Genomic DNA, 25,042 nt, shown 5'->3' with positions numbered 1-25,042 from the left:
ACGACAAATTCACAAGGAATATCTACCAATCCCTTGATTCTAATGATAAACTTATTTTGCTTGGTATAATTGTACAGTTTATGGAGGTTATCAAAAAAATGAAAAAAGCAAACAAACAAATGCTGGCTGCCTGTCTTCTCAGCACCTCTTTGGTTGTGAGCGCTCTTACTTTTTCCCTCACGCCCGTAAGCGCACAAGCCAACCCCACGCTCAAGCTCCGCCTGCTCGAAACGACTGACATCCATACCAACATCGTGAACTATGATTACTATCAAGACAAGGAAACGGATGAATTCGGCCTCGCCAAAACCGCGACGCTGATCAAGAAAGCCCGCGAAGAAGCGAAAAACAGCATCCTGATCGACAACGGTGACCTGCTCCAAGGCAATCCGCTCGGCGACTACGTAGCCAAAATCGACCCTCTGAAAGACGGCGAAACCCACCCTGTATACAAAGCCATGAACCTTTTGAATTACGATCTGGGCAACATCGGCAACCACGAATTCAACTTCGGCCTGGAGCATCTGAACCGCAGCATCAAAGGCGCCAAATTCCCTTATGTAAACTCCAACGTCTACGTAGACGATAAAGACAAAAATCCGAACAACGACAAAAACTTGTTTACCCCTTATCAAATCCTCGAGCGCACATTCAAAGATGAAAACGGCAAGGACGTAAAGCTGAAAGTCGGCGTGATTGGCTTCGTTCCTCCGCAAATCATGCAATGGGACAAGGCGAACCTGGAAGGTAAAGTCATCGCCAAGGACATCGTAGAGACCGCCAACAAGTACGTACCCGAAATGAAAAAGAAAGGCGCCGACATCATCGTAGCTGTCGCCCACTCCGGTCTCGGCCCGGTGGATTCCGCACCGAACCTGGAAAACGCCAGCTATCAATTGAGCAAAATCGACGGCATCGATGCGATTCTCTTCGGCCACTCTCACTTGGTGTTCCCTGGCCCAGGATTTGAAAACATCCAAGGAGTGGACGGTACCAAAGGAATCATCAACGGCAAGCCAGCCGTGATGCCAGGGTACTGGGGCAACAACCTCGGCGTCATCGACCTGACTTTGACGAAAGAAAACGGCAAATGGAAAGTGACCGATTCCGCTTCCCAAGCGGTTCCGATCTACGACAAAACGAACAAGACTTCCCTGGCGGATGCTGATCCATCCATTATCAATGCCGTGAAGGAAGACCATGACCATACCGTGGAATGGGTGCGTTCCGCTGTAGGTACCACCACTTCCCCTATCTTCAGCTACTTTGCCTTGGTCCAAGACGATCCTTCCATCCAGATCGTGACCAATGCCCAAAAGTGGTTTGTTGAGAAAAACATCAAAGGCACCGAATACGACGGCATTCCAGTTCTGTCCGCAGGTGCACCGTTCAAAGCGGGCGGCCGCAACGGCGCAAGCTACTACACCAACATCCCTGCCGGAACGATCGCGATCAAAAACGTGTCCGACCTGTACATTTATCCGAATACGCTGAAGGCTGTTCTGATCAATGGGTCTCAGCTGCAGGAGTGGCTGGAGCGCTCTGCTGGCCAGTTCAACCAAATCGATGTAACCAAGACGACAGAGCAACCGTTGGTAAACGAAGCGTTCCCTACCTACAACTTTGACGTGATCGACGGCGTTACCTACCAAGTAGACGTGACACAGCCATCCAAATATGCGATCGACGGCAAATTGGAAAACGAAAAGGCAAACCGCATCAAAAATCTGTCGTACAACGGCAAGCCAGTCAAACCGGAAGACAAATTCATCGTTGTAACCAACAACTACCGGGCAGGCGGCGGCGGCAACTTCCCGGGTCTGGACGGCAAAAATATCGTAATCGATTCGCCGGATGAAAACCGCCAAGTGGTAATCGACTACATCCTGAGCGAAAAAACGATCAATCCGGCTGCGGACCAAAACTGGTCGTTTGCACCTGTAAGCGCAAAAGTCAATGTGACCTTCACCACATCTCCTGACGCGAAACCGTATGCTGAAAAAATGTCCAACATCAAGTTTGCAGGCATGCTCGATTCCGGCTTTGCCAAGTACACCATTGATCTGTCCCAACCCGCTTCCAAGTAATCAAAAGAAGCTGATGGCCGCCCGCCGTCAGCTTCTTTTTTGTGATGTCCTCTCTTGTCGCCTGCAAAACGGCCGAACCTTCGCTACCCGTTTCAACACAGCCGCCGGGCTTTGTACAACTCCCCTCACAAAGGGTCCTTAGCCCACGAAATGGTACTGCCCCCAAGGAGATCGTTGAAAAATTTGATCTCCCGCACGCAAGAAAGCCTGGCGATCAGACAGCAGCTTGCCCTCCAACTGAGCGAGTTGCAAGACACCGCGCAGATGGTAACCGGGCCGGTTACCGTACAACCCCGTCACTTCGCGCAAAAAGTTATCCGGATAACGGAGCAGCTGATGAACGGTCCATATTTGCGTGTCGCTCAAATACTTGATTTTGCTGTAAGCTTCCATCGCCTCGACGAAGGAGCTCATCCGGTACTCCTGCAGGAGCAGCATCCGCGACATCAACTGCACCAAATCCACCAGCTGCACATCGTGGCCGACGGTATCGAGATCGATCAAATAGCAGCTGCTGCGCGGCGTCACCAGAAAATTGTGGCTCGCTACATCGCGGTGCGCCAGCGTCCCTCTTTCCATTGCGGAAAACAGCTCCGGTGTCAAGGGCAGCTTGTAGGCAGACTGGAGCATCTCCTGACCTTCGCGGATGACGGGCTCCGCCATCTGCGCGATGATTTGCTCCAGCTTGTTTTGCGGCCCCTTCTGTTCAATTGCCCACGTAATTCGTTCAAAATGTTCCAGCCTGCTTTCCCATTTGTCCAGGAGAACAGACTTCCCTTCAAACCCAATCGGCTGCGGGACGGGAAACCCTTGTGCGGCCACGTGGAAGCGCGCCAGGGTTTCCGCCGTTTTTTTGACGTCGGAAAGCGAGGAATTGTCCGCTTCCCGTCCATCAATCATTTTCATGATCGTGTAATAGCGGTCCTCATAGGGAAAGATCTTTGCTCCGCCCTCATCCGGGACGTACTGCACCGTATGCAGAAAGCCTTTTTGTCGCAGGGATTCGGAAAGCTGCGTGACCCATACTGCCTTTTCCAGTTGCTTATAGCCCTTGATGATCCAGTGTCCCCGGTCTGTCTTTAGCAAATTCACGTTCCGTTTTGGCTTGACGGCGTGAATTTGACAGCGAAACGCTTTTTCAAGAGATGCGATCAGCCCTTTATTCATACCGCGACCAATCAGTAGGACGAGGATTCTTCGTGCCCATCTCCCCAATTCGGCCATAACCCTTTGTCGGGCATAGAAGCCATCCGTGGAGAAGGTGGGAACATCATGTTGTTTGGATTCACTGGTCCGCGGCCTCTCTTATAACCGCGAAAGGGCGTTCGCTGTGGGCTATCCGGGGGGCAATCACATGATGAAGAACACGAAGATGACTCTTCTATGACCTCAGGACATACTTTCCGCGGTCTTGGAAGCGGCAACGGCAGGCGTGGCGGCGGTGGCGGCGGCGGACAAAACGGCATCAGAGGCGGCCTAAATGGCGGCATGAACTGTGGCAATACCTGCGTCGGCCTTCTAAATGGCATGGGTGACACTGGCCCGAACGGCGGGAACATCGGCCTCATCCAAGGCGAAACGATTGGTGGACACGGCGGAATCGGGAAGAATGGCCGTGGTGGCGGGAACGGCAGCATCGGACCGATTGGAGCCGGCGGCCTGACCGTTGAGTACGGACTCACCTGGGATCTTGGCTTCGTCGTTGTCTCCGGGCTGACTTTTGACTTGGGTGCGACTGTCGATTCCGGGCTTACCTTTGTTTGGGGTGCGACTGTCGACTCCGGGCTCACCTGCGTCTTGGGAGAAACCGTCGTCTCCGGACTGACCTGTGTATTGGGAGAAATCGTGGTTTCTGGACTGACCCGTGTGTTGGGAGAAATCGTCGTCTCCGGACTGACCCGTGTGTTGGGAGAAATCGTCGTTTCCGGACTGACCTGCGGCCACCTCGTCGGCGGCACCGGGCACGGCGGGCAATACATGGGCGGCATCGGCCGCAACGGACTTACCTGCATGGGCGGTACGTTTGGCTGGTACATGTAAGGGCTCACCTGTGTCGGCTGGATATTGGGGCGCATGGGACTCATTTGCATAGGCGGCACATCTTGCTGGTACATGTAAGGGCTCACTTGTGTCGGCTGGATATTGGGACGCATGGGACTCATTTGCATGGGCGGCACATTTTGCCGGTAGATGTATGGGCTCACCTGCGTCGGCTGGACGTTAGGAATGAACGGCCCAGGCGCTTGATAGGTGTACGGACTTACCTGGGGCGGCTGCTGCATCTGCTGCTTCGGCATCATGGGAGGAATATACGGTTTCGTCGGGAGCGGTCCGATGGGACGAGGCGGTTGCGGCAAGGCCGGGGTCATCATTTCCGGCATCACGCTCGGCGTCGGAGGAGCTATGGGCTTCTCCTCGATCGGCTCCGTGGGTGCCGGCCGCGTCGGACGCCTTTCCGACTCGATCTCCACTTGTTCTTCTTCCTCTTCCGGCTCGATCGGCCTGCGTTCGATCTCCTCCGGCACCTCTGGAGCTTGTTCTTCCTCCGGGATGGGCATCTCTTTTATGGGCCTTTCTTTTACAAAGGGAGCTTCACTGGACGGTTGTTGCGGCCGCCTTTGCTGCGGCCGTACCGGTACCCCTTTGGCCGGAATCTTGATTCTCGCTCCTGGATAGATGGTATCGGGAGTCTTAAGCTGGCTGTTCAAGCGCAACAGTTCCTTGTAATCGACGCCATATTTTTTGGCGATCTTCCACATGGTGTCGCCTTTCTGGACTACGTGGATTCTCACTGTTTCTCCTCCCTCGCGGAAACTCCCTACCATGTTATGCACCCATGGGCGTTTTGCTCCTAAACAAAAAAGCCAACTCTATGAGTTGACTTCCTGCATGTAAAATGGGTAAGTGCCTAGCTGCCGCACCTGGCAACCGATGGCTTCAATTTCGGCAAACGCGCCGGGAAGCAGCACTTCATCCATTTTTTGTTCGATGTCGATCACGAAAAAATAACTGCCCAGCGCTTTTTTGGTCGGGCGCGATTCGATGCGCGACAGATTGATTTTCCGCCACGCAAAGGCTGCCAGCACTTGATACAGCGCTCCCGGAAAATCTTCCGGCAGCGTGACCAGAATGGTCGTCTTCTCCCTGCTGGATGCGGGGAGCGCCAGCGGCTCTTGTCCAACCAGGACAAAGCGTGTGTAGTTGTTTGAAAAATCTTGAATATGCGGCTGCGCGACTACCAGCGGGTAAATGTCAGCATTCAGGCGAGTCCCGATCGCGGCCCATGGCTCCTCCGGGTGTTCGCTTACCATCTGGGCAGCCAGTGCCGTACTGTTTACGTTTTCCACGACCGCCTGCGGCATATGCTCCCGGATAAAATGAAAGCTTTGGGCAATCGCCTGCGGATGGGACATGACCCGCGTGATTTCGGACAAGGGCAATCGCTCTTCGCGCTTCGCCACCAGCAGGTTTTGGGTAATCGGCAAAGCCAGCTCTGCCAGAATGGGCAGATCGACCTCATGGATCAACCAGTCCAAGGTGGAATTGACCGTCCCCTCAATGGAGTTTTCGATCGGGACAATCCCGTATGTCACTTCTTCTCTGGCTACCGCATTGAGTACTTCGATGATGCTCGGATAAGGCACGTAATCAAAAGGCTTCTCTACGGGCAAAGACCGGGCCGCTTCTTCGGAAAACGTACCACGTGGTCCGAGAAAGGCAAGTTTCTTCTGCATGGCGCTTCTCCTATCCACTATTCTCTATGTCTGATGGATTTCGACCTGTACGCCATGTTCGTCCGGCTGAAGAATCATTACGCGGTACGAGATGCCGTGCCCGTTCATCACCCTGTCCACGAACTGTCGCAATTGCTCCCGCTGTTCGTCCGTAGAGAAAAAGCACAAAATCGTCGGGCCGGCGCCGCTAAGCGCAGCACCCCATGCCCCGTGGGCAGTTGCTCCATCCAGGATGTCTTTCAGGCCGGGTACAAGCTCGGCTCGGTACGGCTGATGCAGCCGATCTCCCATTGCTTGTCCCAACAGGTCCAGCCTGCCTTGTGCCAATGCGGCCACAAGCAAACTGCTATGACCAACATTATATACAACATCCTGCTTGCTGTACACCTGCGGCAAAACGTTCCGGGCTTTTTCCGTGGACAGCGGATATTCGGGAATGATCACGAGCGTCTGCAATCCTGCGGGTACATCGAGGCGTATGTACGGAATCGGGTCGTTTGCCGACTCCGGCATCGTGGCGACCACGAAGCCTCCAAACATGGATGCGCCCACATTGTCGGGGTGTCCCTCAAGCCTCGTCGCCATCTCGAACAATTGGTCGCGGGTAAACGGCTCCCCTGCCAGCTGATTGGCCGCCACGAGGGCACCGACGATCGCGGCTGCACTGCTTCCAAGCCCACGCGTCAGAGGTGCATCGCTGGAGGCGCGAATGGCCAGCTCCGGTTTTGCCAGTCCCGCTTTTTCAAACAGCTGGGCCGCTACCTGATAGAGCAAATTGCTCTTGTCCGCTGGAGTTCCTTCCAGTTCTTTGCCGACGAGCTCGATTGTGGTTTGCTCGCTTTTTCTCATCTCCACGACCGAGTACAATTGGAAAGCCAAGCCCAGGGCGTCGAACCCCGGGCCGAGATTTGCCGTGCTGGCAGGTACGGTGACTCTTACGATGGGACCGCTCATGACAGCACTCCGCCCCTGCTTTGGCTCACCAGCGCCATGACCGCCTCGCGGGTAGCCGGTACGGACCGCGGTTCTTCGCCCACCATCTTGATTGCGATATTCGGGTCCTTCAGTCCGTTACCCGTGAGAACACAAGCTACCTTCGCGCCTTGCGGAAGCTTGCCCGCCGCGTGCAGCTTGATGATTCCCGCCAAAGATGCTGCCGAAGCAGGCTCGCAGAAGACCCCTTCGCTTTTCGCCAGCAATTGGTACGCCTGAAGAATTTCCTCGTCCGTCACACTGTCAATCAAGCCGTTGGACTCGCTGACGGCATTCAGCGCTCCCTCCTTGCTGGCCGGGTTGCCGATGCGGATGGCCGTCGCCACGGTTTCCGGGTTTGGCACCGGCTGGCCGTGAACTAGCGGCGCGGCCCCTGCTGCCTGGAATCCGAACATGCGGGGCAGACTGCTCGATTTCCCTGCTGACTGGTACTCCTTAAACCCTTTCCAATACGCGGTAATATTGCCGGCGTTCCCCACTGGGATTGCGAGAATGTCGGGCGCGTCTCCGAGGGCGTCGCACACTTCAAAAGCAGCTGACTTCTGGCCTTCGATTCGGTAAGGGTTCACCGAGTTTACCAGGGTGATCGGTTCGTTTGCGGTTATTTCCCGAACAATATTCAAAGCCTCGTCAAAGTTTCCATCGATTGCGATGACTTCAGCACCGTACGCAATTGCTTGGGCAAGCTTGCCCAGTGCGATGTTTCCGCTCGGAATGAGCACGATGCAGCGAAGTCCGCAACGAGCGGCGTACGCTGCTGCTGCCGCTGACGTGTTGCCGGTAGAAGCGCACATGATCGTCGTACTGCCTTCCTCGACAGCCTTGGCTACAGCCATCACCATTCCCCGGTCTTTAAATGACCCGGTCGGATTCAGTCCTTCATACTTGACGTACAGCTCGACACCCAATTGCTGGGACAGCTTCGGAGCGTGGATCAACGGCGTGTTTCCCTCATGCAGACTCACGAGCGGAGTTTTGTCCGTGACCGGGAGAAATTCCCGGTATCGCGCGATAATTCCGAATTGACGATCTGAGCTCATGACTGATCTCCCCCTTCCACACGGTAGCAGCTTTTCACCTTCGTTACGATGTCCATTTGCTCCATATCGGACAACACGCCGTCCATATCCAATTTCGAGGACAAGTGCGTGATCATGATGATTTCCGCCTCGCCATCGTTGTTGTACGGCTGTTGGATCACTTGCTCCAATGAGATGTTTTGGTTGGCCAAGAGCTGGGTGATCTGCGCGAGCACGCCGCGTTTGTCGGCGACGACGATGCGCAGGAAATACTTGGAGAGCTTTTCGCTGTCGGCCTTGAGAATCTTTTCCTTGTATGGTGCCACCATGCCGCGTCCATTCACGCCGAGCTTGCGGTTTTTGACCACGGTCACCAGGTCGGAAACCACTGCCGTTGCCGTCGGCAGCTCGCCTGCACCCGGCCCGTAAAACATCGTCTCTCCTACGGCTTCTCCATGTACGTATACGGCGTTGAACACGCCATTTACGGATGCAAGGGGATGCGACTTCGGTATCAGGGTCGGCTGCACGCTGACCTCGATGGCTTCCCCGTCACGGCGAGCCAATCCCAGCAGCTTCACTTCATATCCGAGCTGTTTGCCGTAGGCGATGTCTTCCTTGCTGACGGAGCTGATTCCCTTTACATCCACGTCCTCCAGCTTCATCGGCACCCGGAAGCCCAGAGTAGCCAGAATCGCCATCTTGCGGGCGGCATCGAAGCCTTCCACATCGGAGGTCGGATTTGCTTCCGCATAGCCGAGCGCTTGCGCTTCTTTCAGTACGTCGGAGTATTCGGCGCCTTCCTTGCTCATCTTGCTCAAGATGTAGTTCGTCGTCCCGTTTACGATCCCCATCATTTTCGTGATGCGATCAGATGCGAAGCCTTCGACGAGCGCCCGCAAGATCGGGATGCCGCCTGCCACGCTCGCCTCGTAGAACACGTCACAGCCTTTTTCCTGCGCCTTGTTCAAGATCTCTGCCCCGTGCAGCGCCATCAAGTCCTTGTTCGCGGTCACGACGTGCTTGCCGCGCTCCAGTGCGCCCAGGATGTAATCTTTCGCCGGCTGGATCCCGCCGATTACTTCGACGATGACCTCAATCTCGGGATCATCCAGCAGCTCGTCCGGATCCGTGGTCAGCTTGCCTTCCATTGCCGGAATGTTGCGTGCTTTCTCCGCATCCTGGACGAGGATTTTGGTGATCTCAATCCCAAGGCCCGTCTGTTTCTGCAGGTCCTCCTGATGCGCTTGGATGATGCGGACCACACCAGTCCCCACGGTCCCGAAGCCCATAAGCCCCAGCTTGATGATGTTCTTCTCCACGTAAACTCCTCCTGCCCTCTTTTACCCTCTGCCTACGATCATCGCTTTGCGTACGCCGGGTATTTGTTGTAAGCCATCCAAAAATTCCGTACTGGAAACCTTCATATGCGCCATATCTACAGACATGGAGATGGTAGCGATCCCTTGCAACGGAATGGTTTGATTGATGGTAAGTACGTTTCCGCCCTGCTCTGCCATGTAGCTCAACACTTTGGACAAGAAGCCTGACCTGTGTTCCAACGAAAAGGTGATCGTCATGATTTTTTCATTCATCATGGAGTTGAAAGGGAAAATGCCGTCTTTGTACTTGTAAAAAGCACTCCGGCTTAGCCCTACCCGCTCGACCGCTTCGTTGACCGTATCGACTTCGCCTGACTCCAGCATTTTTTTCGCTTCGATCGTCTTGACGATCGATTCCGGCAGGATGTCGGACCGAATCAAATAAAACTTTTCATCCCGTTTCACCTGAATGTCCTCCTGAGAAAAACAGTTGTTTCTTCATAGAGGACATTATACCCTTTTCAACACAGTGTGACAATCCTTGCAGCCAACTTTTTTCTTGGTGCCGCTTTCTCTCGCAGCGTGCTTACATGACAAATGCCGACTCCGTAAAGAATAGAAAGGATCTACAAGGCAGGAGGTGACAGAAGGATGGCAGGACGTGGAAAGAGCGACAAATCGGAGCGCCGCAACAATCATCCCCCAGGAAAGCCAAGCGATCTTGACCAGTTTGGCGCCGAAATGCGCGGAAAAAAAATGGCGCAATCCCCGCACGTCGTAGAAGACCCGAGCGGAAACGGCTAAGGGTACTTGCCCCCCTGTGGCTGCATGAATTTGGCGAAGCGCTTTGCCAATTGGAAAACCTAGCTACGCCATGCCTTTTGGCAGACCGCGATTGCCCTTATGCTGGATAGACAAAAAAACCCGGGACTCTCGATCCCGGGTTTTGCCTTATTTGATTGCGTTGATTAGTAAGCCAGCGAAGAAAGGCCGTTGATATGAGACAGGTAACGAATGTTGCTCGCTTCTTTCATGAGGGAAGCAGGCAGGCCTTTCAGCTTGATTTGGCTCGCACCGATCGTACCGATCGCGTCTTTGCGGCCCAAGCTTCCCAACGTACCGGAGAATACAGGTACAAAGCTTTCCATTTTCGAACCGTTGAAGTGAGCGAACAGGTTGTAGCCAACGACTTCACCCATTTGCCATGCCAGCTGTGCAGTTGGCGGGTACGGACGGCCTTCTGGCCCCATAACCACTGCGCTGTCGCCTGCCAGGAATACTTCCGGATGGGAAGTGGATTGCAGGAACTCGGTGACAGTCGCACGGCCGCGGTTTACTTCTAGGCCGGACTCTGCAACGACGCGGTTGCCTTGAACGCCGCCGGTCCAAACCATCGTTTTCGTTTCGATGCTGCTGCCATCTTTCAGGAGAACGGTCGTTTCCTTCATCTCGGTGACAGGTACACCTGTCAGGAAGGTTACGCCACGTTTTTCCAGGCTTGTTTTTGCACGCTCGACCAAGTCAGGAGCGAAACCAGCCAGAATAGACGGGCCCGCTTCCACACAGTAAATGGAAACATCTGCAAAATCTACGCCGTGCTTGTGGCACAGGGTAGGCAGCATGTCCGCAAATTCACCGACCAGCTCGATTCCAGTCAGACCGCCGCCGCCGACGACGAAGGTCGCGTCTGCCTTGTCTTTGCTTGCTTTGTAAGCCACGATACGCTCTTCCACATGGGCACGGATCCGGTTTGCTTCCTCCACCGATTTGAGGGTGAAGCTGTACTCCTGCAGCCCCGGGATCCCGAAAAATGCTGTCTCGCTGCCCAACGCCACAACCAGCGCGTCGTATTTGATGGATTCGCCGCTGGACAAAGTGACACGCTGCGAATCCAGTCCGATTTTCTCAACCGTATCGATAACGAGATGGATGTCTTTGCCACGCAGCAGACGCTCAAGCGGGAGCGCCACGTTTTGCTCGGACAGATTTCCTACAGCCAAGCGGTGCAGCTCTGTAATGATTTGATGAGAAGGGAAACGGTTTACCAATGTGATGGTTGCTTCTTCCGCAGTCATGTATTTACGGGCAGTAAGCGCGCTCAAAAGTCCGCCATAGCCGCCGCCCAGAATCAAGATATGCTTCGACATGCCTTTAGTCCTCCCGTTCTTGTCTTTCGTTATGGGTTAGCGTTTTTGCTGCTGGCGCTCAGCCAAAACCTCGAGGAATGCCTGGGCAAAACGCAATGTTTTTTGCACTTGCGGATCTTTCAGCATTTTGAGCATGCCGAACAGACCGATTGTCGCTGTTTCTGCATGCGAACGGTCGTTTGCTTCAATAGCGGCTTGCGCGATGCCTTTTGCCTTGTCTTGGATCGGCTTCACGAATTCTTCCATGCCGCCTTTCAGGTCGCTGATCAGGACCTGGTCGTTGGCTACGGTTTGCACCAAATCGTACGTTTTGGTCAGGATCGTGGTCATTTCCGCCAGTTTCGGCAGGTTTGCCACCAGTACATTGAGAGACTCCTGAATTTCCGGTTTCATCAACTGATCGAGCACATCCATCTGCTCTGGCGCCAATGCAGCTGTGCTGGCTACTTCAGCTTGTTGCGTCGTTGTTTGAGACATAGGAAAACGTCCTCCTTTGCGTTGGAATAGAGGCCTGCTTTTCTCGTTGCCTGTTCGTCCGAGTGACGGCCGATATTCACCCTGTATCCGATAGTCTAACCTATTTGTAATATTTTTCACAAAGTGCAGTATGCAAACGGATGGAAACATCAACGTGCATTTTTTCACAAGTTGATATAGCAGGATCATTGTTCTTCCGAATCTCTTCAAAAGAACAGGCACGATAAAGAACTCTATGCCTATACTATATACCTTCTTCGGCGGAACGGCAAAGGAAAAAAACCGCTTCCTCAGAAGGAAGCGGCTGCAGAAAGCTTTTTGTAGTAATCTTTGATGGCTTGATGATGCTTTTCGGGAAGATCCGTAAAGATCAGCTCGAGGATCGAGTGTGTGTCCTCGTAGCTTTTTTCCACGACTTTCGCCATGCCCACGATTTCCGAAGGCCACATGGGAAGAGTAAAGGAAAGATGCAGAAAATCGCCTTTTGCCACATAGCCGTCCGTCTGAAGCACCAAACGGGTAGGAGAAAACTGCACCAGCACGGCCTCTCCCTTTTCTTCGATCGGCCGGGCTCCCATCACTTTGTACGGGACTTTCACGGGCGATTCGGGAGAGAGCAGACCCTGTTTTCCCTTCGCCGTGATCTCCACGCCGACGGCAATCGGGACCAGGGCCAGCAGCTTGACCGGCCACATGGTCTGTTCCTGGACTACTTCCAAATCGATGGTATTGATCGATGCGTCCGTCTCCCAGCGTACCCGTACGGTCGAACCGAGCAATTCCGTCTTGGCCTCGGCCTTTACCTCAGTGGAAACGATGAGATACCCCGCCTTCACATGTTCCACCATCACCTGTACCGGTGTCTTCACCTGTCTGGAGATCATCATCTGCAACACGGCACCACGCGAAAGCCGCTTATCTGTCAAAAAGGGGCTGAGAGATGGGACATCTGTCATAGGAATTGTCACTCCACGAAATCAAACTCGAGCTTGCCGATGCGAACCGTGTCTCCATCCTTGGCTCCGTGCTTGCGGAGGGCGTCGTCCACGCCCATGCTGCGCATGATCTTGGCAAAGCGCTGAGCCGCATCGTAGCTGTTCAGATTGGTCATTCGCACCAGCTTCTCTATCTTCTCGCCACTGACCACGTACACTTCATTGTCGCGGTGAATTTCAAATGCCTCCGGTTCCTTCTCGGCTTTGAATACGACGCGTTCTTCCACTTCCGCCACTTCTTCCACCGCCGGCTTGTCCGGAATGGTCGCGAGCAAATCTCTTACCGCATACATGAGCTCCTGAACACCTTGCCTGGTCGCAGCCGAAATTTCATACACCTTCACATCCGGCAGCTTTTCTTTGAAGCGCGCCAAATTTTCCTGCGCCTCCGGTACGTCCATCTTGTTGGCGACCACGATCTGCGGCCGGTCCTCCAGCTTGAGATTGTAAAGGACCAGCTCCCGGTTGATCTGCAGGTAGTCTTCGTACGGATCGCGTCCATCCACCGCCGCCATGTCGATGACGTGCACGATCAGACGCGTGCGCTCGACGTGGCGCAAAAACTGGTGCCCCAGTCCAACTCCCTCATGCGCCCCCTCAATCAAACCGGGGAGATCCGCCATGACGAAGCTGTGCTCACCCACCTCGACTACCCCGAGGTTTGGCGTCAGCGTCGTGAAGTGGTACGCCGCGATTTTCGGCTTGGCTGCCGTCACGCTGGACAGAAGCGTCGATTTCCCTACGCTTGGATAGCCGACCAGTCCTACATCCGCAATCAGTTTGAGCTCCATCAAAATGTAGCGCTCCTGGCCCGGCTCGCCGTTCTCGGAGATATGCGGGGCCGGGTTTGCCGGATTTGCGAAGCGCATGTTTCCCCTGCCGCCTCGGCCGCCTTTCGCGATGACTGCCGTCTGGCCATGCTCGACGAGATCTGCGATGACTTCCTTGGTGTCATCGTCGATTACCGTCGTCCCCGGAGGCACCCGTACGTACATGTCTTCCGCGCCTGCTCCGTGCTGGCCTTTGTTGCGTCCATGCTCCCCGCGCGGAGCCTTGAAATGCTTTTGGTAGCGAAAATCTACCAGCGTGCGCAAGCCCTCGTCCACGATGAATACGACATCTCCGCCGCGTCCACCGTCGCCGCCGGCAGGTCCGCCCAACGGAACGTACTTTTCCCGGCGGAAGGATACGGCTCCGTTTCCGCCGTCCCCGCCTTTTACGAAAATCTTTACCTGATCGACAAACATGGCGTCACCTCTTTCCTTACTCGAATGGAATCCGCAATTCTAGTATCCATTCCTCTTCCGTATGTATCCACTCGGTGACCTCCACCGTACTCTGCTCGCTTTTGCGTATCAGTTTTTCCAGTTCTTCCAATCCGGTTGCACGTAGCTGTCCGGCCAGGTCAAAGCGAAAATGAACGCCGTGCACGTCCTCCGTCAGGGAAAGCTGCATGCTCGGGGGCTCGTAGCCTCCCACTTCTACGTGATCGTTCACTGTGCATAAAATCTCCGACACCAACTGAAACAAGCGCTGCTCATCCAGGGCCACTTTCGTGAGATCCACTTGATTGCACACTTCCACATCCAAAAGCATTTCCTTGTTCAGCGCATTAAATGTCAGGAAGAAGACAGACAACAGGGAGCTGTTCAATCGGGCGATCATGCTTTCCTGCATGGCCATCTCCGCGATTCGTTTCAAGTGAGCTTCTCCCTGTTCAGTACGGTTCAAATGCAAATAGCCGAGCAGGACCTGAACGTGGTTCAACCAGTCATGCCGTTGCCTGTTCAGTACGGCCAACAGCTCGTCAGTCTGTTGCGTAAACAGCCTCCGCTCGTCTTTCATCACATTCACCCAAGTCGATAAGATTTCTTTCTGTCCTATTGTACCACAAAAAAAAGCGGGAAAACAAAAGAAAACCCAGCAGCTTGGCTGGGTTTTCTTCATTCCGCTCCATTACGCTTCGGAAGCAACCGGTTCGATCACAACTTGTTTGCGATCGCGGCCCAGACGTTTGAAACGAACAACGCCGTCTGCTGTTGCAAACAGAGTGTCGTCTCCGCCTTTCATTACGTTCGCACCTGGGTAAATTTTCGTACCGCGTTGACGAACGAGAATGTTACCAGCAGTAACGAATTGACCGTCGCCGCGTTTCACGCCCAGACGTTTGGAGATGGAATCGCGACCGTTCTTTGTGGAACCTACCCCTTTTTTGGATGCAAAAAATTGCAGGTCTACAGGAAAACGAAAGTTCATGTCAGACACCTCCTTGCCATTTTGTATCATGAACTGCTACGTATTTTCCGTTTGTTTCAGCGATCATGAACAGAGATACAACCATGCTTTCCGCCAAAAGCATCTGCTTTTCACGAAGCGCATCGTCGTCGGTACGGCGAAGATCCCACTGAAGGAATCCGCCGTCCTTCTCTGCGAACTGAACATCCGGACTCTTACCGAGCAAAAGATCCGCGGCATTGATCAAGCCGAGACTGACCGCAGAAACAGCGGCACAGACGAGATCTGAACCGTGCTTGCCTGCGTTGGCATGTCCCGTCATGGTAATGACCTCGATCTCATTTTGCTCGTTTCTTTGCACGTTTACCGTTACCATCGCGCGTCCAACTTACGCGTTGATTTTTTCAATCACAACTTTGGTGAACGGTTGGCGATGACCTTGCTTGCGACGGTAGTTTTTCTTGGCTTTGTATTTGTACACGATAATTTTTGCTTGTTTACCGTGTTTTTCTACTTTACCAGTTACCGTAGCACCAGCAACGGTAGGAGCTCCTGCAGTTACTTTGCCGTCCTTGCTCACGAGCAGAACTTTGTCAAAAGTAACAGCGTCACCTTCGTTGCCAGCCAGTTTTTCGATGAAGAGAACTGCACCCTCTTCAACTTTGTATTGCTTTCCACCGGTTTCGATAATTGCGTACACTGTGTGCACCTCCTATACTCAGACTCGCCTTTACAGGTGCGCCGCAACGGCGACTTGTGTACCTGCTTCGAGCGGTTACAGTATGCAGGCATAGCTGCATGACAAACACTAGGTTATCACAGCACGGATCGCCCAGTCAAGTCATCTGCGATTGTTTTTTGGCCAAACGAGCCGCTTCCTCGTATCGTCCCGCATACAGGATCCTGTATTCATCCGGCTTTAGCTCTGGGGAAGGGAGCAGAAACCATTCGACCGGCCAGCGCTGCCGCTCCTCCCCATCCATACCGTCCAAAGCTTGATGTAGGCGCTCAGGCAATTCGAGCACGACCGCTTCCGCCTCCTGGACACGCGCGAGAGCCGTCAACTCGTCGGATAGCCTGCGCAGCATTTCCTCGACCGTCCACACTCTCCCTTGGCCGCGGCACGCGTCGCACGGCTCTGTCATCCTCTCCGCCAGGCTGGCTCGCACCCGCTTTCGAGTCATCTCGACCAGCCCGAGCGCAGTCATCCCCAGCACCGTGGCCGGAACGGGATCGCGGGAGAGCTCTCGCTTCAACGCCGTGAGCACGCGCTCCTTGTTGGCCGCCTCCTGCATGTCGATAAAATCGATGACGATGATGCCGCCGATATCGCGCAGCCGGAGCTGGACCGCGATTTCGGCGGCGGCCTCCAGATTGGCCATGGTGACCGCCTGTTCCCGCTGCTGCCCGCCTTTGCCGGTAAACGCTCCGGTGTTCACGTCAATCACCGTCATTGCCTCGGTCCGATCGATCACCAGATGGCCTCCGCTTTTCAAGGGAACCGTTCGCTGCATCGCCTGCTTCAGCTGGGCATCTACCCCCAGCCGTGCAAACAGCGGCTGTCTTTCGCGGTACCCGACAAGCCTGTCCAGCTGTTCGGGAGCAAATACCTGCATGACGGCTTTTGTCCGCTGATAGGCAGCGGATTCCTCGACGAGCACCTCATCCACGCCTTCTCCGATCAGATCGCGGATGACTCCCTCCAGCATCGCCGCGTCACGGCCGACCAGTCCCGGCTTCCCCAACTGCTGCGCAGAGGCAAGGATCTGGCTCCAGCGATTTTTCAAATAAGCGAGCTCCTCCACCAGTCGACTCGCCTGCGCCCCTGCCGCTTCCGTCCTGATAATCACGCCTTCTCCCTGCTCCAGCGATACGGAGAGCGTCTCCTGCAAGTGCATTCGCACCGCAGCGTCGCCGATTTTGCGGGAGAGGGAGACGCCTTCTTCCTTTGGCAGGTAGACGAGATATCTTCCCTGAAGGCTGATGCGGGCGGTTACTTTCGGCGCCTTGAGCTCGGTGCCTTCCTTGCTCACCTGCACAATCACCGTTTCCCCGACTTGTACCCGCTGGCTGATGGTCGGCTTACCCCCAGAGGAGCTGCCTTTGGGCAATGCGTCATCGACGTACAGGTACGCCTTCTGCCCGTCGCCGATATCGACGAAGGCCGACTGAATCCCCGGCAAGACGTCTGTCACTCGTCCGCAGTAAAGATCGCCCGCCCATACGCCTGCAGCTTCATGATCCGTGCGCCACTCCCGGAGCCGTCCGCCTTCCAACAGGACTGCCTGCAGTCTTCCTCCGCGTCCGCTGATCGCCACCTGTCTCACTGCATTCCCTCCTTGTACACCCGTTCATCTTTGTCCGAAAGGGTTTTTCGGACTCATAGGAAGTAATCCTATCATAGGTGTGTCGAAAAGAAAAGGAGACCCGTCATGAAGACAGCGCGCCATCCTTTGCTGCGAGAAGTGCTGCTTGCGCAGTGTAAATGGCTGCCTCGGTAGCAGTACCCGTGTCACGTAGGTACATGCGCAAGTGCTGGGCTGCTGGAGTGGGGCACCTTACACAAGCCGCCCCACTGCCTCGTCGTGACGCTGCTCAAACAGCAGCGCGTGCAGCAGCTGCTCCTCCGCAAGGAGACCGGTGCCTTGAACGTAAAACAGATGCGAGCATCCCCGCCGCAGCTTGTGCGAAACCTCCAGCACCGACTCGCTAGGATGGACGCTAACCGCATGAATGGAGTTTTCCTCCGCGTGACGCACATACTTTTCCATTAAAAAGCGAAAAAACTGGTACGGAAAACGGAGAAAGGCCTGGATGTTCACGGCAAGCAGATACAATCCGATCACGAGCACATTGATCTTGAGCTCGAGGCCGGACAAGCCGACCATGAGACCCGCGAGCAAGGTGCTGCCTGTCATGGAGAGAAGGGCTGCCTTGCGATACGGCATGAACCAGCACATGACCGCCTGGACGATTCTGCCCCCGTCCAGGGGCCAGATCGGCAGCAGATTGAACAGCGCGATCGTCACGTTGCTTACCAGAAAAAAACGCGCCCATTCCTCCGTCCATGCCCCGACGTACCAGCATACATAAGAAACCGCCATCATCACCACGTTTAAAAAAGGACCCGCCAGTGCTATGACAATCTCATCCAGCGGATCCGTCGCATAGGCTTCCTCCATGGTCGCCACGCCGCCAAACGGCAGGAGCTGGACCTCTGTCACCCTCCAGCCCAATTCGCGAGCCATCGCTACGTGGCCGATTTCATGAATCAGCACGATGACAAACAGCGAAAGTACCTCCAAAAAATGGCCTGTCATCACTGACAGGCCAATCACCGCCCAAAACAGCAGATGGATGCGTATGCGAATGCCGAACCAGCCGTCCTTACTCAAACGGGATCACATCCAGCGGGTTGACAAACTGTTCCTCCTGCTTGACTCCCAAATAAAGATGCCGCGACGTTTGATTGACCGCGCGTGCCGTCCCGATTTCCTGCCCGGCCTGCAAGACGTCATCTTTCGCCACCTTCACGTTGTCCAGATTGCCCAGCCAAACTTCGCGGCCCTTCGTTAACCGCACGATCACGGTCGTTCCGTACCCCGGCTTTTCTCCGACAAAAGTCACCCATCCTGTCTCTCCGATGAGTACCTGTCCACCGATTCCCGTGTCCAGCACGACTTTGGCGCTTTGCGGTTCGAAGTTCTTCACGATTCTCCACGACGCCGGCAGCTTCCAGCCGGCTGCTACTTTGCTGCTCCCCGCAGCGGGAACGGCGGTGGGGCCATTCAGCGAAGGCAAGAGCGTCGGCAAGGAGCCGAAGCGGGCCTCGTACCAATCGGCAACGCCGGAAAAATTAAAATCGCGCGTCATGACCTCGCGCGCTGAATTTTTCCACGTCACGGGAATCAGGGAAGTCTGAAACAGGACATACGCTGCGCCGACCAGCAGAATGGATGCGAGAATCTGGATCCCCCACTTCTCGTGCGGGTGGCGCGAATTCACGGTGTCGTCGTCCCGCAGCGAGAAAGCATACGGCTCAGGTGTCGGCTCGATCGGATCCTTCCAATCGTCCACAAAAGGGGAAAAACTATCCCGCGACTGCAAGCGGATGCGCTCCAACCGCTCCCTTCTTCTTTCCTTTACTCGATCCACTTCACGAAACATCCTCATCCCTCCGCAGGCCAAGCCTTTGTAACATCCTATGACTTGTCTACCTGCTTTATGACGTCCCGCCCGTGCAGATCCGGACTCGCCCCTTTTCCTGTCAATCAAGCGATTTGCTTCCGCCGGAACCCAACAAAAAAGACAGTCTCTCATGGAGAGACTGTCTATAATCTGCCGAAGTTTACAGTTTGGTTACGCTAGCAGCTTGAGGTCCACGGCTACCTTGTACGATTTCGAACTCAACCTTTTGACCTTCGTCCAGAGATTTGAAACCTTCTGACTGGATCGCGCTGTAATGTACGAATACGTCGTCTCCACCCTCAACTTGGATGAAACCGTATCCTTTTTCTGCATTGAACCATTTTACGATACCTTGTTGCATGAAACAAAACCTCCCTGAACATTACGCCCTACGAGGCGTATAAGTGTAGCGTCAACCGTTTTTTACAGAAAAGCTTTTTGCGTCAAGGAAAAAAGCCGTACAACGCTGAGATTGACAAATGGCTTCGTCACTCGCAGGTGGTACGACTCCATAACCAATCCATCAAACACTGTAACTTGTAAAAATGGTTAACTTAGGATGATTTTATCACACTGATTTCCGTTTGTCACGCTTTTAGTCAAATCGCAGCTTGTCCTTGCGCATCCCGATATTCAGTACAACCCCAATGATCAGGAAGTTCGTCACGAGCGAGCTGCCCCCGTAACTGATGAACGGCAGCGGGATCCCGGTGATCGGCATCAGCTGAATGGTCATGCCGATGTTCTCGAAAATCTGGAATGTCAGCATCCCGACCACCCCGGACACGACATAGGAGCCGAATGGGTCTTTTGCCTCCATCGCGATGCGAATCATCCGGTAGATCAGGAAGAAGAACAGGATCATCAGCAGTCCTGCGCCGACAAATCCCAGCTTCTCGGCGATGACTGTGAAGATAAAGTCGCTCTCCCCGACCGGCACCCAGCCGAAGCTCGCCTGCGTGGGCGTATTGATTCCTTTCCCGAACAGCTGTCCGGAACCGATCGCGATAAGGGCCTGTTTGAGCTGAAACCCTTTTCCCATCGCGTCGAGGTCCGGGTCCATCCAGAAGACGATCCGGTCCCATTGATACGGCTTGATAATCTTGAAGAAAATATCTTGTTTGTACTGATACAACAGCGTCATGCCAGCGAAAAAGCCGCCCACCAGACCGGCTACATACAGCACGTGCTTGAGCCGAATACCGCCGACGATCATCATCGTCGCGAGCATTCCGGTGTAGACCAGCGCCGTACCCAGGTCGGGCTGAAGCAAGATCAACAAGAGCGGCACTCCGACCAGCGCCGCGACCGGGATCAGCTTGTAAAAGTAGTAGAAGCGATCCGGATCATCCGCGCGCTTCGCCATGAATCTGGCGACCGCCAATATGGTAAACAGCTTCATCGGCTCCGACGGCTGAAGCAAAATCGGGCCGAGGTCGTACCAGCTCGTCGCGTTGTTGATCGGCTTGGTTTGAAAAACGCCGATCAGAAGGATAATCCCGATCGCATACATGCCATACGACAGGTTGAAAAACAGCCGATAGTCAAACAGGAGAGTACCGCCGAGCACGATGAACCCTACGATATACCAGATTACCTGCTGTTGCGCCTTATCGACGCCTGCGGCCGAACCGGCAATGCCCAAGTAGCTGAACACTCCCAGTCCCGCCATAATCATGATGATGGTCCAGTCGACAGTTTTCAGATGTCGTTTTTCCAGGTCCATACTCGTCCTCCTAGAAAACGTGGCTCCCACCTTTGCAGACGGGAGCCATGCCTAGCCTATTTCAATCCAAAGAACTTGCGCATGCGATGAAACACGCCAACTTTTTCTTCTAATGGCTGCAACGGTACAGCCTCGCCCAACAGTCTGCGGGCAATATTGCGATAGGCGATGGAAGCGCGCGACTCGTGGTTCATCACGGCCGGCTCTCCCTGGTTGGCCGATTTGATGACATGATCATCATCGGGCACGACACCAATCAAGTCAATCGCCAATAAATCCAAGATGTCCTCGACATCCAGCATATCACCATTTTTCACCATATGCGAGCGCACGCGGTTGATGACGAGCTTGGGCATTCCGACCTTTTCGCGCTCCAAAAGGCCGATGATGCGGTCGGCATCGCGTACAGCGGCCTTTTCCGGCGTCGTGACAACGATGGCTTGGTCCGCGCCCGCCACGGCATTGCGGAACCCTTGCTCGATTCCGGCCGGGCAGTCGATGATCACATAGTCGTATTCCCGCTTCAATTGCGTGACGATTTCATTCATTTGCTCCGGCGATACCGCTGACTTGTCCTTGGTCTGGGCAGCAGGCAACAGCGCCAGGTTCTCGAAGCGCTTGTCCTTGATCAGCGCCTGCGGCAGACGGCATGCGCCCTCCGCAACGTCCACCAGGTCATAGATGATGCGGTTCTCGAGGCCCATGACGACGTCCAGATTGCGCAGCCCGATGTCGGTATCGACCATGCACACCTTTTGACCCAGCAATGCGAGAGCTGTGCCCAAATTTGCGGAAGTGGTCGTCTTTCCCACGCCGCCTTTACCAGAAGTTACGACAATTCCTATCCCCACATCCGTTCCTCCTCTTCACTCAACCCTACAGCCTTTGTTCTCCCAGTTCGGGGCGTATTCGCGGCAAGTAGTTCATTTTGGCTACCAGCATCGTGTCATTTTCGAGGTAGGCAAATTCCGTCCCCCCCGAATTGGTCGTCCATTCCTCCCCCGGCTTGCTGATGACGTCAGCGATCCGAAGTTGGGTGGGACTCATGACAGCAGCGGCGATAATGACCTGACTGTCCCCGGAAATGCCTGCATGGGCATATCCCCGCAAATGCCCCAGCACGTAAATATTTCCCGTGCTGCGTACGATTCCTCCCGGGTTGACATCCCCCAAAAGGAGCAAGTCTCCGTCATATTCGAGGACTTGTCCGGAGCGAACCGTGTTTACCTTTACGGAAAACTGGGTCTTAAGACGCTCGGCAAGGGCTTCTTCCCGTGTGATCACATCCGCCTCAACGGTATGAATGACCAGATTGCCTTTCTGCCGGATAATTTGAGTCAACTGCTCCTGCTGCTCAGGAGTGCAGTACCGTTTTCCCAATTTAATGGATACCCGAATCAGCGGCCCTGATAAGATCTGTTGATGGCTATGCTCTATTTTTTCACGCAAATCGGCCAGCAGTTCGTCGAAGGAACAGGCGTCATCCATGAAAAAGACGAGACCTTCTTTTGTTCCTTTGATTGTGACCTTGCTTTTCACAGTCGTCACCTGTTTCACCTCGACCGATACCATTCGCCACACGGAAAGTTTTTTCCTGCTCTGCTTGAAAAATTTGCCGAAACGGGTCAAATGACGCCGCAACGCTTATGGCTATTGCTTCGCGTTCGTGGAGGAAGCGGGCGAAGCCGGATGAAGAACACCTGGATTCAATTCGTCATACGCCTCGAGCAGGCGTCGGGCGATCGGACCGGTCGCATCCGAACTGGAGGTACCGTCCTTCAAACTGTTCGGCGCAACCACGACGAACACGATCTGCGGATTTTCGTACGGAGCGAATCCGACGACCAATGCGTTTTCCGCCCGTTTTCCTGTCTGCGCCGTACCGGACTTGGCCGCCACATTGTAAGGCAATCCGGCAAATGCACGGGAAACCGTACCGCCTGGCTGGGTAACCATGTGCATTCCTTCTTTTACGACTTGAATGTATTTCGGATCGATGTTGACCCGGTTGAGCACTTCCGGCTCGATGCGAGTCAACGTCTGGCCCGGTTTTTTCGGGTCCGTCGTCCCGCGGCGGATTTCATCGACGAGATGAGGACGAATCCGGTACCCGCCATTGGCGATGGTGGACACGTACTGAGCGATCTGCATCGGCGTGAACAGGTCGTACTGTCCGATCATGGCGTCAGCCAGGTTCCCGTAGTAGAGGTTGGGGTTTTCCCATCCGGTCTTTTCGCCCGGCAGGTCAACCCCGGTCTTCACGCCAAGACCGAACTGGGCATTGTAGTAGTCGAGCACGGAAAACTGCTTTTCCCAGCCTTCTTTGCCTTTCTTCGCCAGACGGATCGCCATTTCGTACATGTACGTGTTGTTGGATACTTGCAGAGCACGGCGGGCGTTTACCGGCCCGTGGCCGCCCGCTTTCCAGTTGCGCTTGTAGGATGTCCCTACCTTCAAGCCGCCGCTGTCGTAGATCGTCTCGTTCGGCGTCGTCAGACCTTCCTGCAGGGCGATCATGACAGACAGAGGCTTGTACGTAGAGGCCGGCGGATACGGCGTGTAAATGAATCGATTGGACTCGTTTGGCAGAATCACCGACGAGTAATTTTGGTTGAACACCTTGCGATCGTAATACCAGTTCAGATTGTAATCGGGGTAGCTGGCCATCGCCAGAATTTCCCCCGTATTCGGATTCATCGCCAATACATGCGCATCTTTGAATTCTTTCGGCGTAGAAGGCTTCTTTTTGAATGCCTCTACTTCTTCCTTCAATATCGCCTCGACCTTGCTCTGGAAACGCCAGTCCAGGGCGAGGACGAGATCGTTGCCCGGCTCCGGCGCCTGCCGCATCGTTTTTTCCACGGTTTCCGAGTTTTTGTTCACGTGGACGTCCATGATGCCGTCCTTCCCTCGCAAATACCGTTCGTAATACGCCTCCAGCCCGGTCACCCCTACGCGGTCGATGGCGTTGTAGCCTTGTGCCTCGTATTCTTTCAGACTTTCGGGACGAATCGCGTTGATGTATCCGAGGAAGTGCGTACCGAAAGCGGAGCCGTCCGGATCCTCCATGATTTGCCGCACCGGCTCCAGCACGACGCTGATCCCGGGCAGCTCGGTCCGCCGCTCTTCAATTTGGAACATCTCTTTCTCCGAGATATTCACTTTCACCCGCCGCGGAATGTAGCTCGCCAGATTGGGAGAGCGCATTTCCTGCAGGAGCGACAGCTTGTGCCATTGGAACTGGCGCTGTGCGTCGGTCAACGGCAGGGCGACGTCCAGCTCGAACAAGGAAGCGTACCGCAGCAAATCCATATCGGACTTGTCGCCGAGCTCGGCCGGCGTCGGCAAAGCCCGGATCTGGGCCTTCACTTCCTTGATCAGGTCATCCCGGTCTTCCTTGTCCAGCTTGAGCGTGAGCTGGAGATTGGCGCTGATCGCCGTTTTCAGCAGCTCCAGATCGGACAGTCCGTCGAGCGCTGTCGCGTTGCCCGCCGTCTTGGTATTTGCTTTCAGCTTGTTGATGACGTTCTCCCGGTCCTTTTCATCAAAGGGCGACCGAACCCGAAGTCCCACGTACAACGCGGTTTTTACCAAATCATAGTCGGACATCGCATCGACCTGCCCTTGCTGCGGAACCTTTTGCAGCTTGGGTGTGATCAGCGCCTTTAGCTCTGCTGTTTTTTGGGCGTCAAAGGCAACAGGCAATGTGGACCGCAGCTCGATAGTTTTCTTGAGGAGCTCTTTGTCGGTCCCCATCTTTCCTTCGTCCGGAACGAGAATCTTCGCCAGCCGATCCGCCACTTTTTCCTCGTCGATATCCTGTCCTTGCTCTTCCACATACTGGACTGTGTACACAGGCTTGTTGGAGACCAGCACCGTCCCGTTTTTGTCGAGAATCCGTCCACGCGGGGCGGAAATCGGCAGCTCGCGGATACTGAATTTTTCCAATTCGTGACGGTACTGCTCCCCTTCTACCAGCTGCACGAAGGCGAGACGCAAAATAATCGCGGCAAAAAACAGGAACACGATCAGAAACAGGATGTTCAACCGAATCGGAATATTCGATTTCGGCTCTTTCGTCTCCTCCACGAGTTCTCCCCTCCTTACGGGTAGCCGTAA

Annotated in this window: 26 protein-coding genes, 1 pseudogene and 1 other annotated feature; of the genes and pseudogenes, 4 read left to right on the top strand and 23 right to left on the bottom strand. The window is 54.6% G+C overall.

Features of this window, described 5'->3' with window-relative positions:
* Nucleotides 1–98: 98 nt before the first annotated feature.
* Nucleotides 99–2,087: a bifunctional 2',3'-cyclic-nucleotide 2'-phosphodiesterase/3'-nucleotidase gene (locus RGB73_RS10555; protein WP_310771679.1), complete on the top strand. Its 1,989-nt coding sequence runs from the start codon at nucleotides 99–101 to the stop codon at nucleotides 2,085–2,087.
* 138 nt (nucleotides 2,088–2,225) lie between these two features.
* On the opposite strand, the gene RGB73_RS10550 is transcribed toward RGB73_RS10555, so the two are convergent.
* A complete protein-coding gene (locus tag RGB73_RS10550; RefSeq protein ID WP_310771677.1) occupies nucleotides 2,226–3,254 on the bottom strand; it encodes a phosphotransferase in 1,029 nt (342 codons plus the stop codon).
* Nucleotides 3,255–3,470: 216 nt separating this feature from the next.
* Here RGB73_RS10550 and RGB73_RS10545 point away from each other — a divergent pair, with 216 nt between their 5' ends.
* Together RGB73_RS10545 and RGB73_RS10540 are read left to right on the top strand one after the other, a co-directional pair.
* A complete protein-coding gene (locus RGB73_RS10545) occupies nucleotides 3,471–4,127 on the top strand; it encodes a hypothetical protein (protein ID WP_310774619.1) in 657 nt (218 codons plus the stop codon).
* Nucleotides 4,128–4,337: 210 nt separating this feature from the next.
* Nucleotides 4,338–4,763, top strand: coding sequence for a hypothetical protein (locus RGB73_RS10540; RefSeq protein ID WP_310774618.1), 426 nt, complete (start codon nucleotides 4,338–4,340; stop codon nucleotides 4,761–4,763).
* A 29-nt stretch (nucleotides 4,764–4,792) separates the two neighbouring features.
* Here RGB73_RS10540 and RGB73_RS10535 read toward each other — a convergent pair.
* The 6 genes and pseudogenes from RGB73_RS10535 to RGB73_RS10510 form a co-directional block, all read right to left on the bottom strand.
* Nucleotides 4,793–4,846 (bottom strand): annotated as a pseudogene (locus RGB73_RS10535) (LysM peptidoglycan-binding domain-containing protein); the annotation flags it as partial.
* A 111-nt stretch (nucleotides 4,847–4,957) separates the two neighbouring features.
* A complete protein-coding gene (gene pheA, locus RGB73_RS10530) occupies nucleotides 4,958–5,821 on the bottom strand; it encodes a prephenate dehydratase (RefSeq protein WP_310771675.1) in 864 nt (287 codons plus the stop codon).
* A 24-nt stretch (nucleotides 5,822–5,845) separates the two neighbouring features.
* Nucleotides 5,846–6,775, bottom strand: coding sequence for a homoserine kinase (thrB, locus tag RGB73_RS10525; RefSeq protein ID WP_310771673.1), 930 nt, complete (start codon nucleotides 6,773–6,775; stop codon nucleotides 5,846–5,848).
* Entirely contained in the window at nucleotides 6,772–7,854 is a 1,083-nt protein-coding gene (gene thrC / locus RGB73_RS10520) for a threonine synthase (RefSeq protein ID WP_310771671.1), read from the bottom strand. Before thrC ends, thrB begins: the two co-directional genes overlap by 4 nt.
* Nucleotides 7,851–9,155 carry a homoserine dehydrogenase gene (locus RGB73_RS10515; RefSeq protein ID WP_310771669.1) on the bottom strand — a complete coding sequence of 435 codons (1,305 nt, stop codon included), beginning with the start codon at nucleotides 9,153–9,155 and terminating at the stop codon, nucleotides 7,851–7,853. The genes thrC and RGB73_RS10515 overlap by 4 nt, the downstream gene beginning before the upstream one ends.
* A gap of 21 nt (nucleotides 9,156–9,176) precedes the next feature.
* Nucleotides 9,177–9,620, bottom strand: coding sequence for an ACT domain-containing protein (locus RGB73_RS10510; RefSeq protein ID WP_310771667.1), 444 nt, complete (start codon nucleotides 9,618–9,620; stop codon nucleotides 9,177–9,179).
* A gap of 186 nt (nucleotides 9,621–9,806) precedes the next feature.
* Between RGB73_RS10510 and RGB73_RS10505 the strand changes: the two genes are divergently transcribed.
* On the top strand, nucleotides 9,807–9,959 hold the full coding sequence (locus RGB73_RS10505; RefSeq protein ID WP_310771665.1) for a hypothetical protein: 153 nt from the start codon (nucleotides 9,807–9,809) through the stop codon (nucleotides 9,957–9,959).
* A 164-nt stretch (nucleotides 9,960–10,123) separates the two neighbouring features.
* Here RGB73_RS10505 and RGB73_RS10500 read toward each other — a convergent pair whose 3' ends face one another.
* The 16 genes from RGB73_RS10500 to RGB73_RS10425 form a co-directional block, all read right to left on the bottom strand.
* A complete protein-coding gene (locus RGB73_RS10500) occupies nucleotides 10,124–11,302 on the bottom strand; it encodes an NAD(P)/FAD-dependent oxidoreductase (protein ID WP_310771663.1) in 1,179 nt (392 codons plus the stop codon).
* A gap of 36 nt (nucleotides 11,303–11,338) precedes the next feature.
* Entirely contained in the window at nucleotides 11,339–11,779 is a 441-nt protein-coding gene (locus RGB73_RS10495; RefSeq protein ID WP_310771661.1) for a DUF1641 domain-containing protein, read from the bottom strand.
* 290 nt (nucleotides 11,780–12,069) lie between these two features.
* Nucleotides 12,070–12,735: a PilZ domain-containing protein gene (locus RGB73_RS10490; protein ID WP_310771659.1), complete on the bottom strand. Its 666-nt coding sequence runs from the start codon at nucleotides 12,733–12,735 to the stop codon at nucleotides 12,070–12,072.
* A gap of 8 nt (nucleotides 12,736–12,743) precedes the next feature.
* Nucleotides 12,744–14,021: a GTPase ObgE gene (gene obgE, locus RGB73_RS10485; protein ID WP_310771657.1), complete on the bottom strand. Its 1,278-nt coding sequence runs from the start codon at nucleotides 14,019–14,021 to the stop codon at nucleotides 12,744–12,746.
* A gap of 16 nt (nucleotides 14,022–14,037) precedes the next feature.
* Nucleotides 14,038–14,619, bottom strand: coding sequence for a Spo0B C-terminal domain-containing protein (locus tag RGB73_RS10480; protein WP_310771655.1), 582 nt, complete (start codon nucleotides 14,617–14,619; stop codon nucleotides 14,038–14,040).
* 111 nt (nucleotides 14,620–14,730) lie between these two features.
* The gene (gene rpmA / locus RGB73_RS10475) at nucleotides 14,731–15,030 is read right to left on the bottom strand and encodes a 50S ribosomal protein L27 (RefSeq protein WP_055743112.1); all 300 of its coding nucleotides are present in this window, start codon (nucleotides 15,028–15,030) and stop codon (nucleotides 14,731–14,733) included.
* 1 nt (nucleotide 15,031) lies between these two features.
* Nucleotides 15,032–15,385, bottom strand: coding sequence for a ribosomal-processing cysteine protease Prp (locus tag RGB73_RS10470; RefSeq protein WP_310771653.1), 354 nt, complete (start codon nucleotides 15,383–15,385; stop codon nucleotides 15,032–15,034).
* A 12-nt stretch (nucleotides 15,386–15,397) separates the two neighbouring features.
* Complete coding sequence (gene rplU / locus RGB73_RS10465) at nucleotides 15,398–15,709, bottom strand: 50S ribosomal protein L21 (protein ID WP_310771651.1); 312 nt, start codon at nucleotides 15,707–15,709, stop codon at nucleotides 15,398–15,400.
* A gap of 10 nt (nucleotides 15,710–15,719) precedes the next feature.
* Nucleotides 15,720–15,796 (bottom strand) — a sequence feature (ribosomal protein L21 leader region).
* A 49-nt stretch (nucleotides 15,797–15,845) separates the two neighbouring features.
* On the bottom strand, nucleotides 15,846–17,336 hold the full coding sequence (locus RGB73_RS10460; protein WP_310771649.1) for an Rne/Rng family ribonuclease: 1,491 nt from the start codon (nucleotides 17,334–17,336) through the stop codon (nucleotides 15,846–15,848).
* A 231-nt stretch (nucleotides 17,337–17,567) separates the two neighbouring features.
* The gene (locus tag RGB73_RS10455; protein ID WP_310771647.1) at nucleotides 17,568–18,404 is read right to left on the bottom strand and encodes a M50 family metallopeptidase; all 837 of its coding nucleotides are present in this window, start codon (nucleotides 18,402–18,404) and stop codon (nucleotides 17,568–17,570) included.
* A complete protein-coding gene (locus RGB73_RS10450; protein ID WP_310771645.1) occupies nucleotides 18,397–19,176 on the bottom strand; it encodes a peptidoglycan DD-metalloendopeptidase family protein in 780 nt (259 codons plus the stop codon). The genes RGB73_RS10455 and RGB73_RS10450 overlap by 8 nt, the downstream gene beginning before the upstream one ends.
* A 181-nt stretch (nucleotides 19,177–19,357) precedes the next feature.
* Entirely contained in the window at nucleotides 19,358–19,558 is a 201-nt protein-coding gene (locus RGB73_RS10445; RefSeq protein ID WP_005832370.1) for a cold-shock protein, read from the bottom strand.
* 234 nt (nucleotides 19,559–19,792) lie between these two features.
* Nucleotides 19,793–20,923, bottom strand: coding sequence for an FtsW/RodA/SpoVE family cell cycle protein (locus tag RGB73_RS10440; RefSeq protein ID WP_310771627.1), 1,131 nt, complete (start codon nucleotides 20,921–20,923; stop codon nucleotides 19,793–19,795).
* Between the two features lie 56 nt (nucleotides 20,924–20,979).
* A complete protein-coding gene (gene minD / locus RGB73_RS10435; RefSeq protein ID WP_310771625.1) occupies nucleotides 20,980–21,774 on the bottom strand; it encodes a septum site-determining protein MinD in 795 nt (264 codons plus the stop codon).
* A gap of 25 nt (nucleotides 21,775–21,799) precedes the next feature.
* Nucleotides 21,800–22,495: a septum site-determining protein MinC gene (gene minC, locus RGB73_RS10430; RefSeq protein WP_310774239.1), complete on the bottom strand. Its 696-nt coding sequence runs from the start codon at nucleotides 22,493–22,495 to the stop codon at nucleotides 21,800–21,802.
* 78 nt (nucleotides 22,496–22,573) lie between these two features.
* A complete protein-coding gene (locus RGB73_RS10425) occupies nucleotides 22,574–25,012 on the bottom strand; it encodes a peptidoglycan D,D-transpeptidase FtsI family protein (RefSeq protein WP_310771623.1) in 2,439 nt (812 codons plus the stop codon).
* Nucleotides 25,013–25,042 lie beyond the last annotated feature (30 nt).

Source organism: Brevibacillus brevis (genome assembly GCF_031583145.1).
Classification (GTDB): Bacteria; Bacillota; Bacilli; order Brevibacillales; family Brevibacillaceae; genus Brevibacillus; species Brevibacillus brevis_E.
The sequence above is the reverse complement of the archived record's forward strand: the minus strand, read 5'-3'. Positions and strand labels throughout refer to the sequence as shown.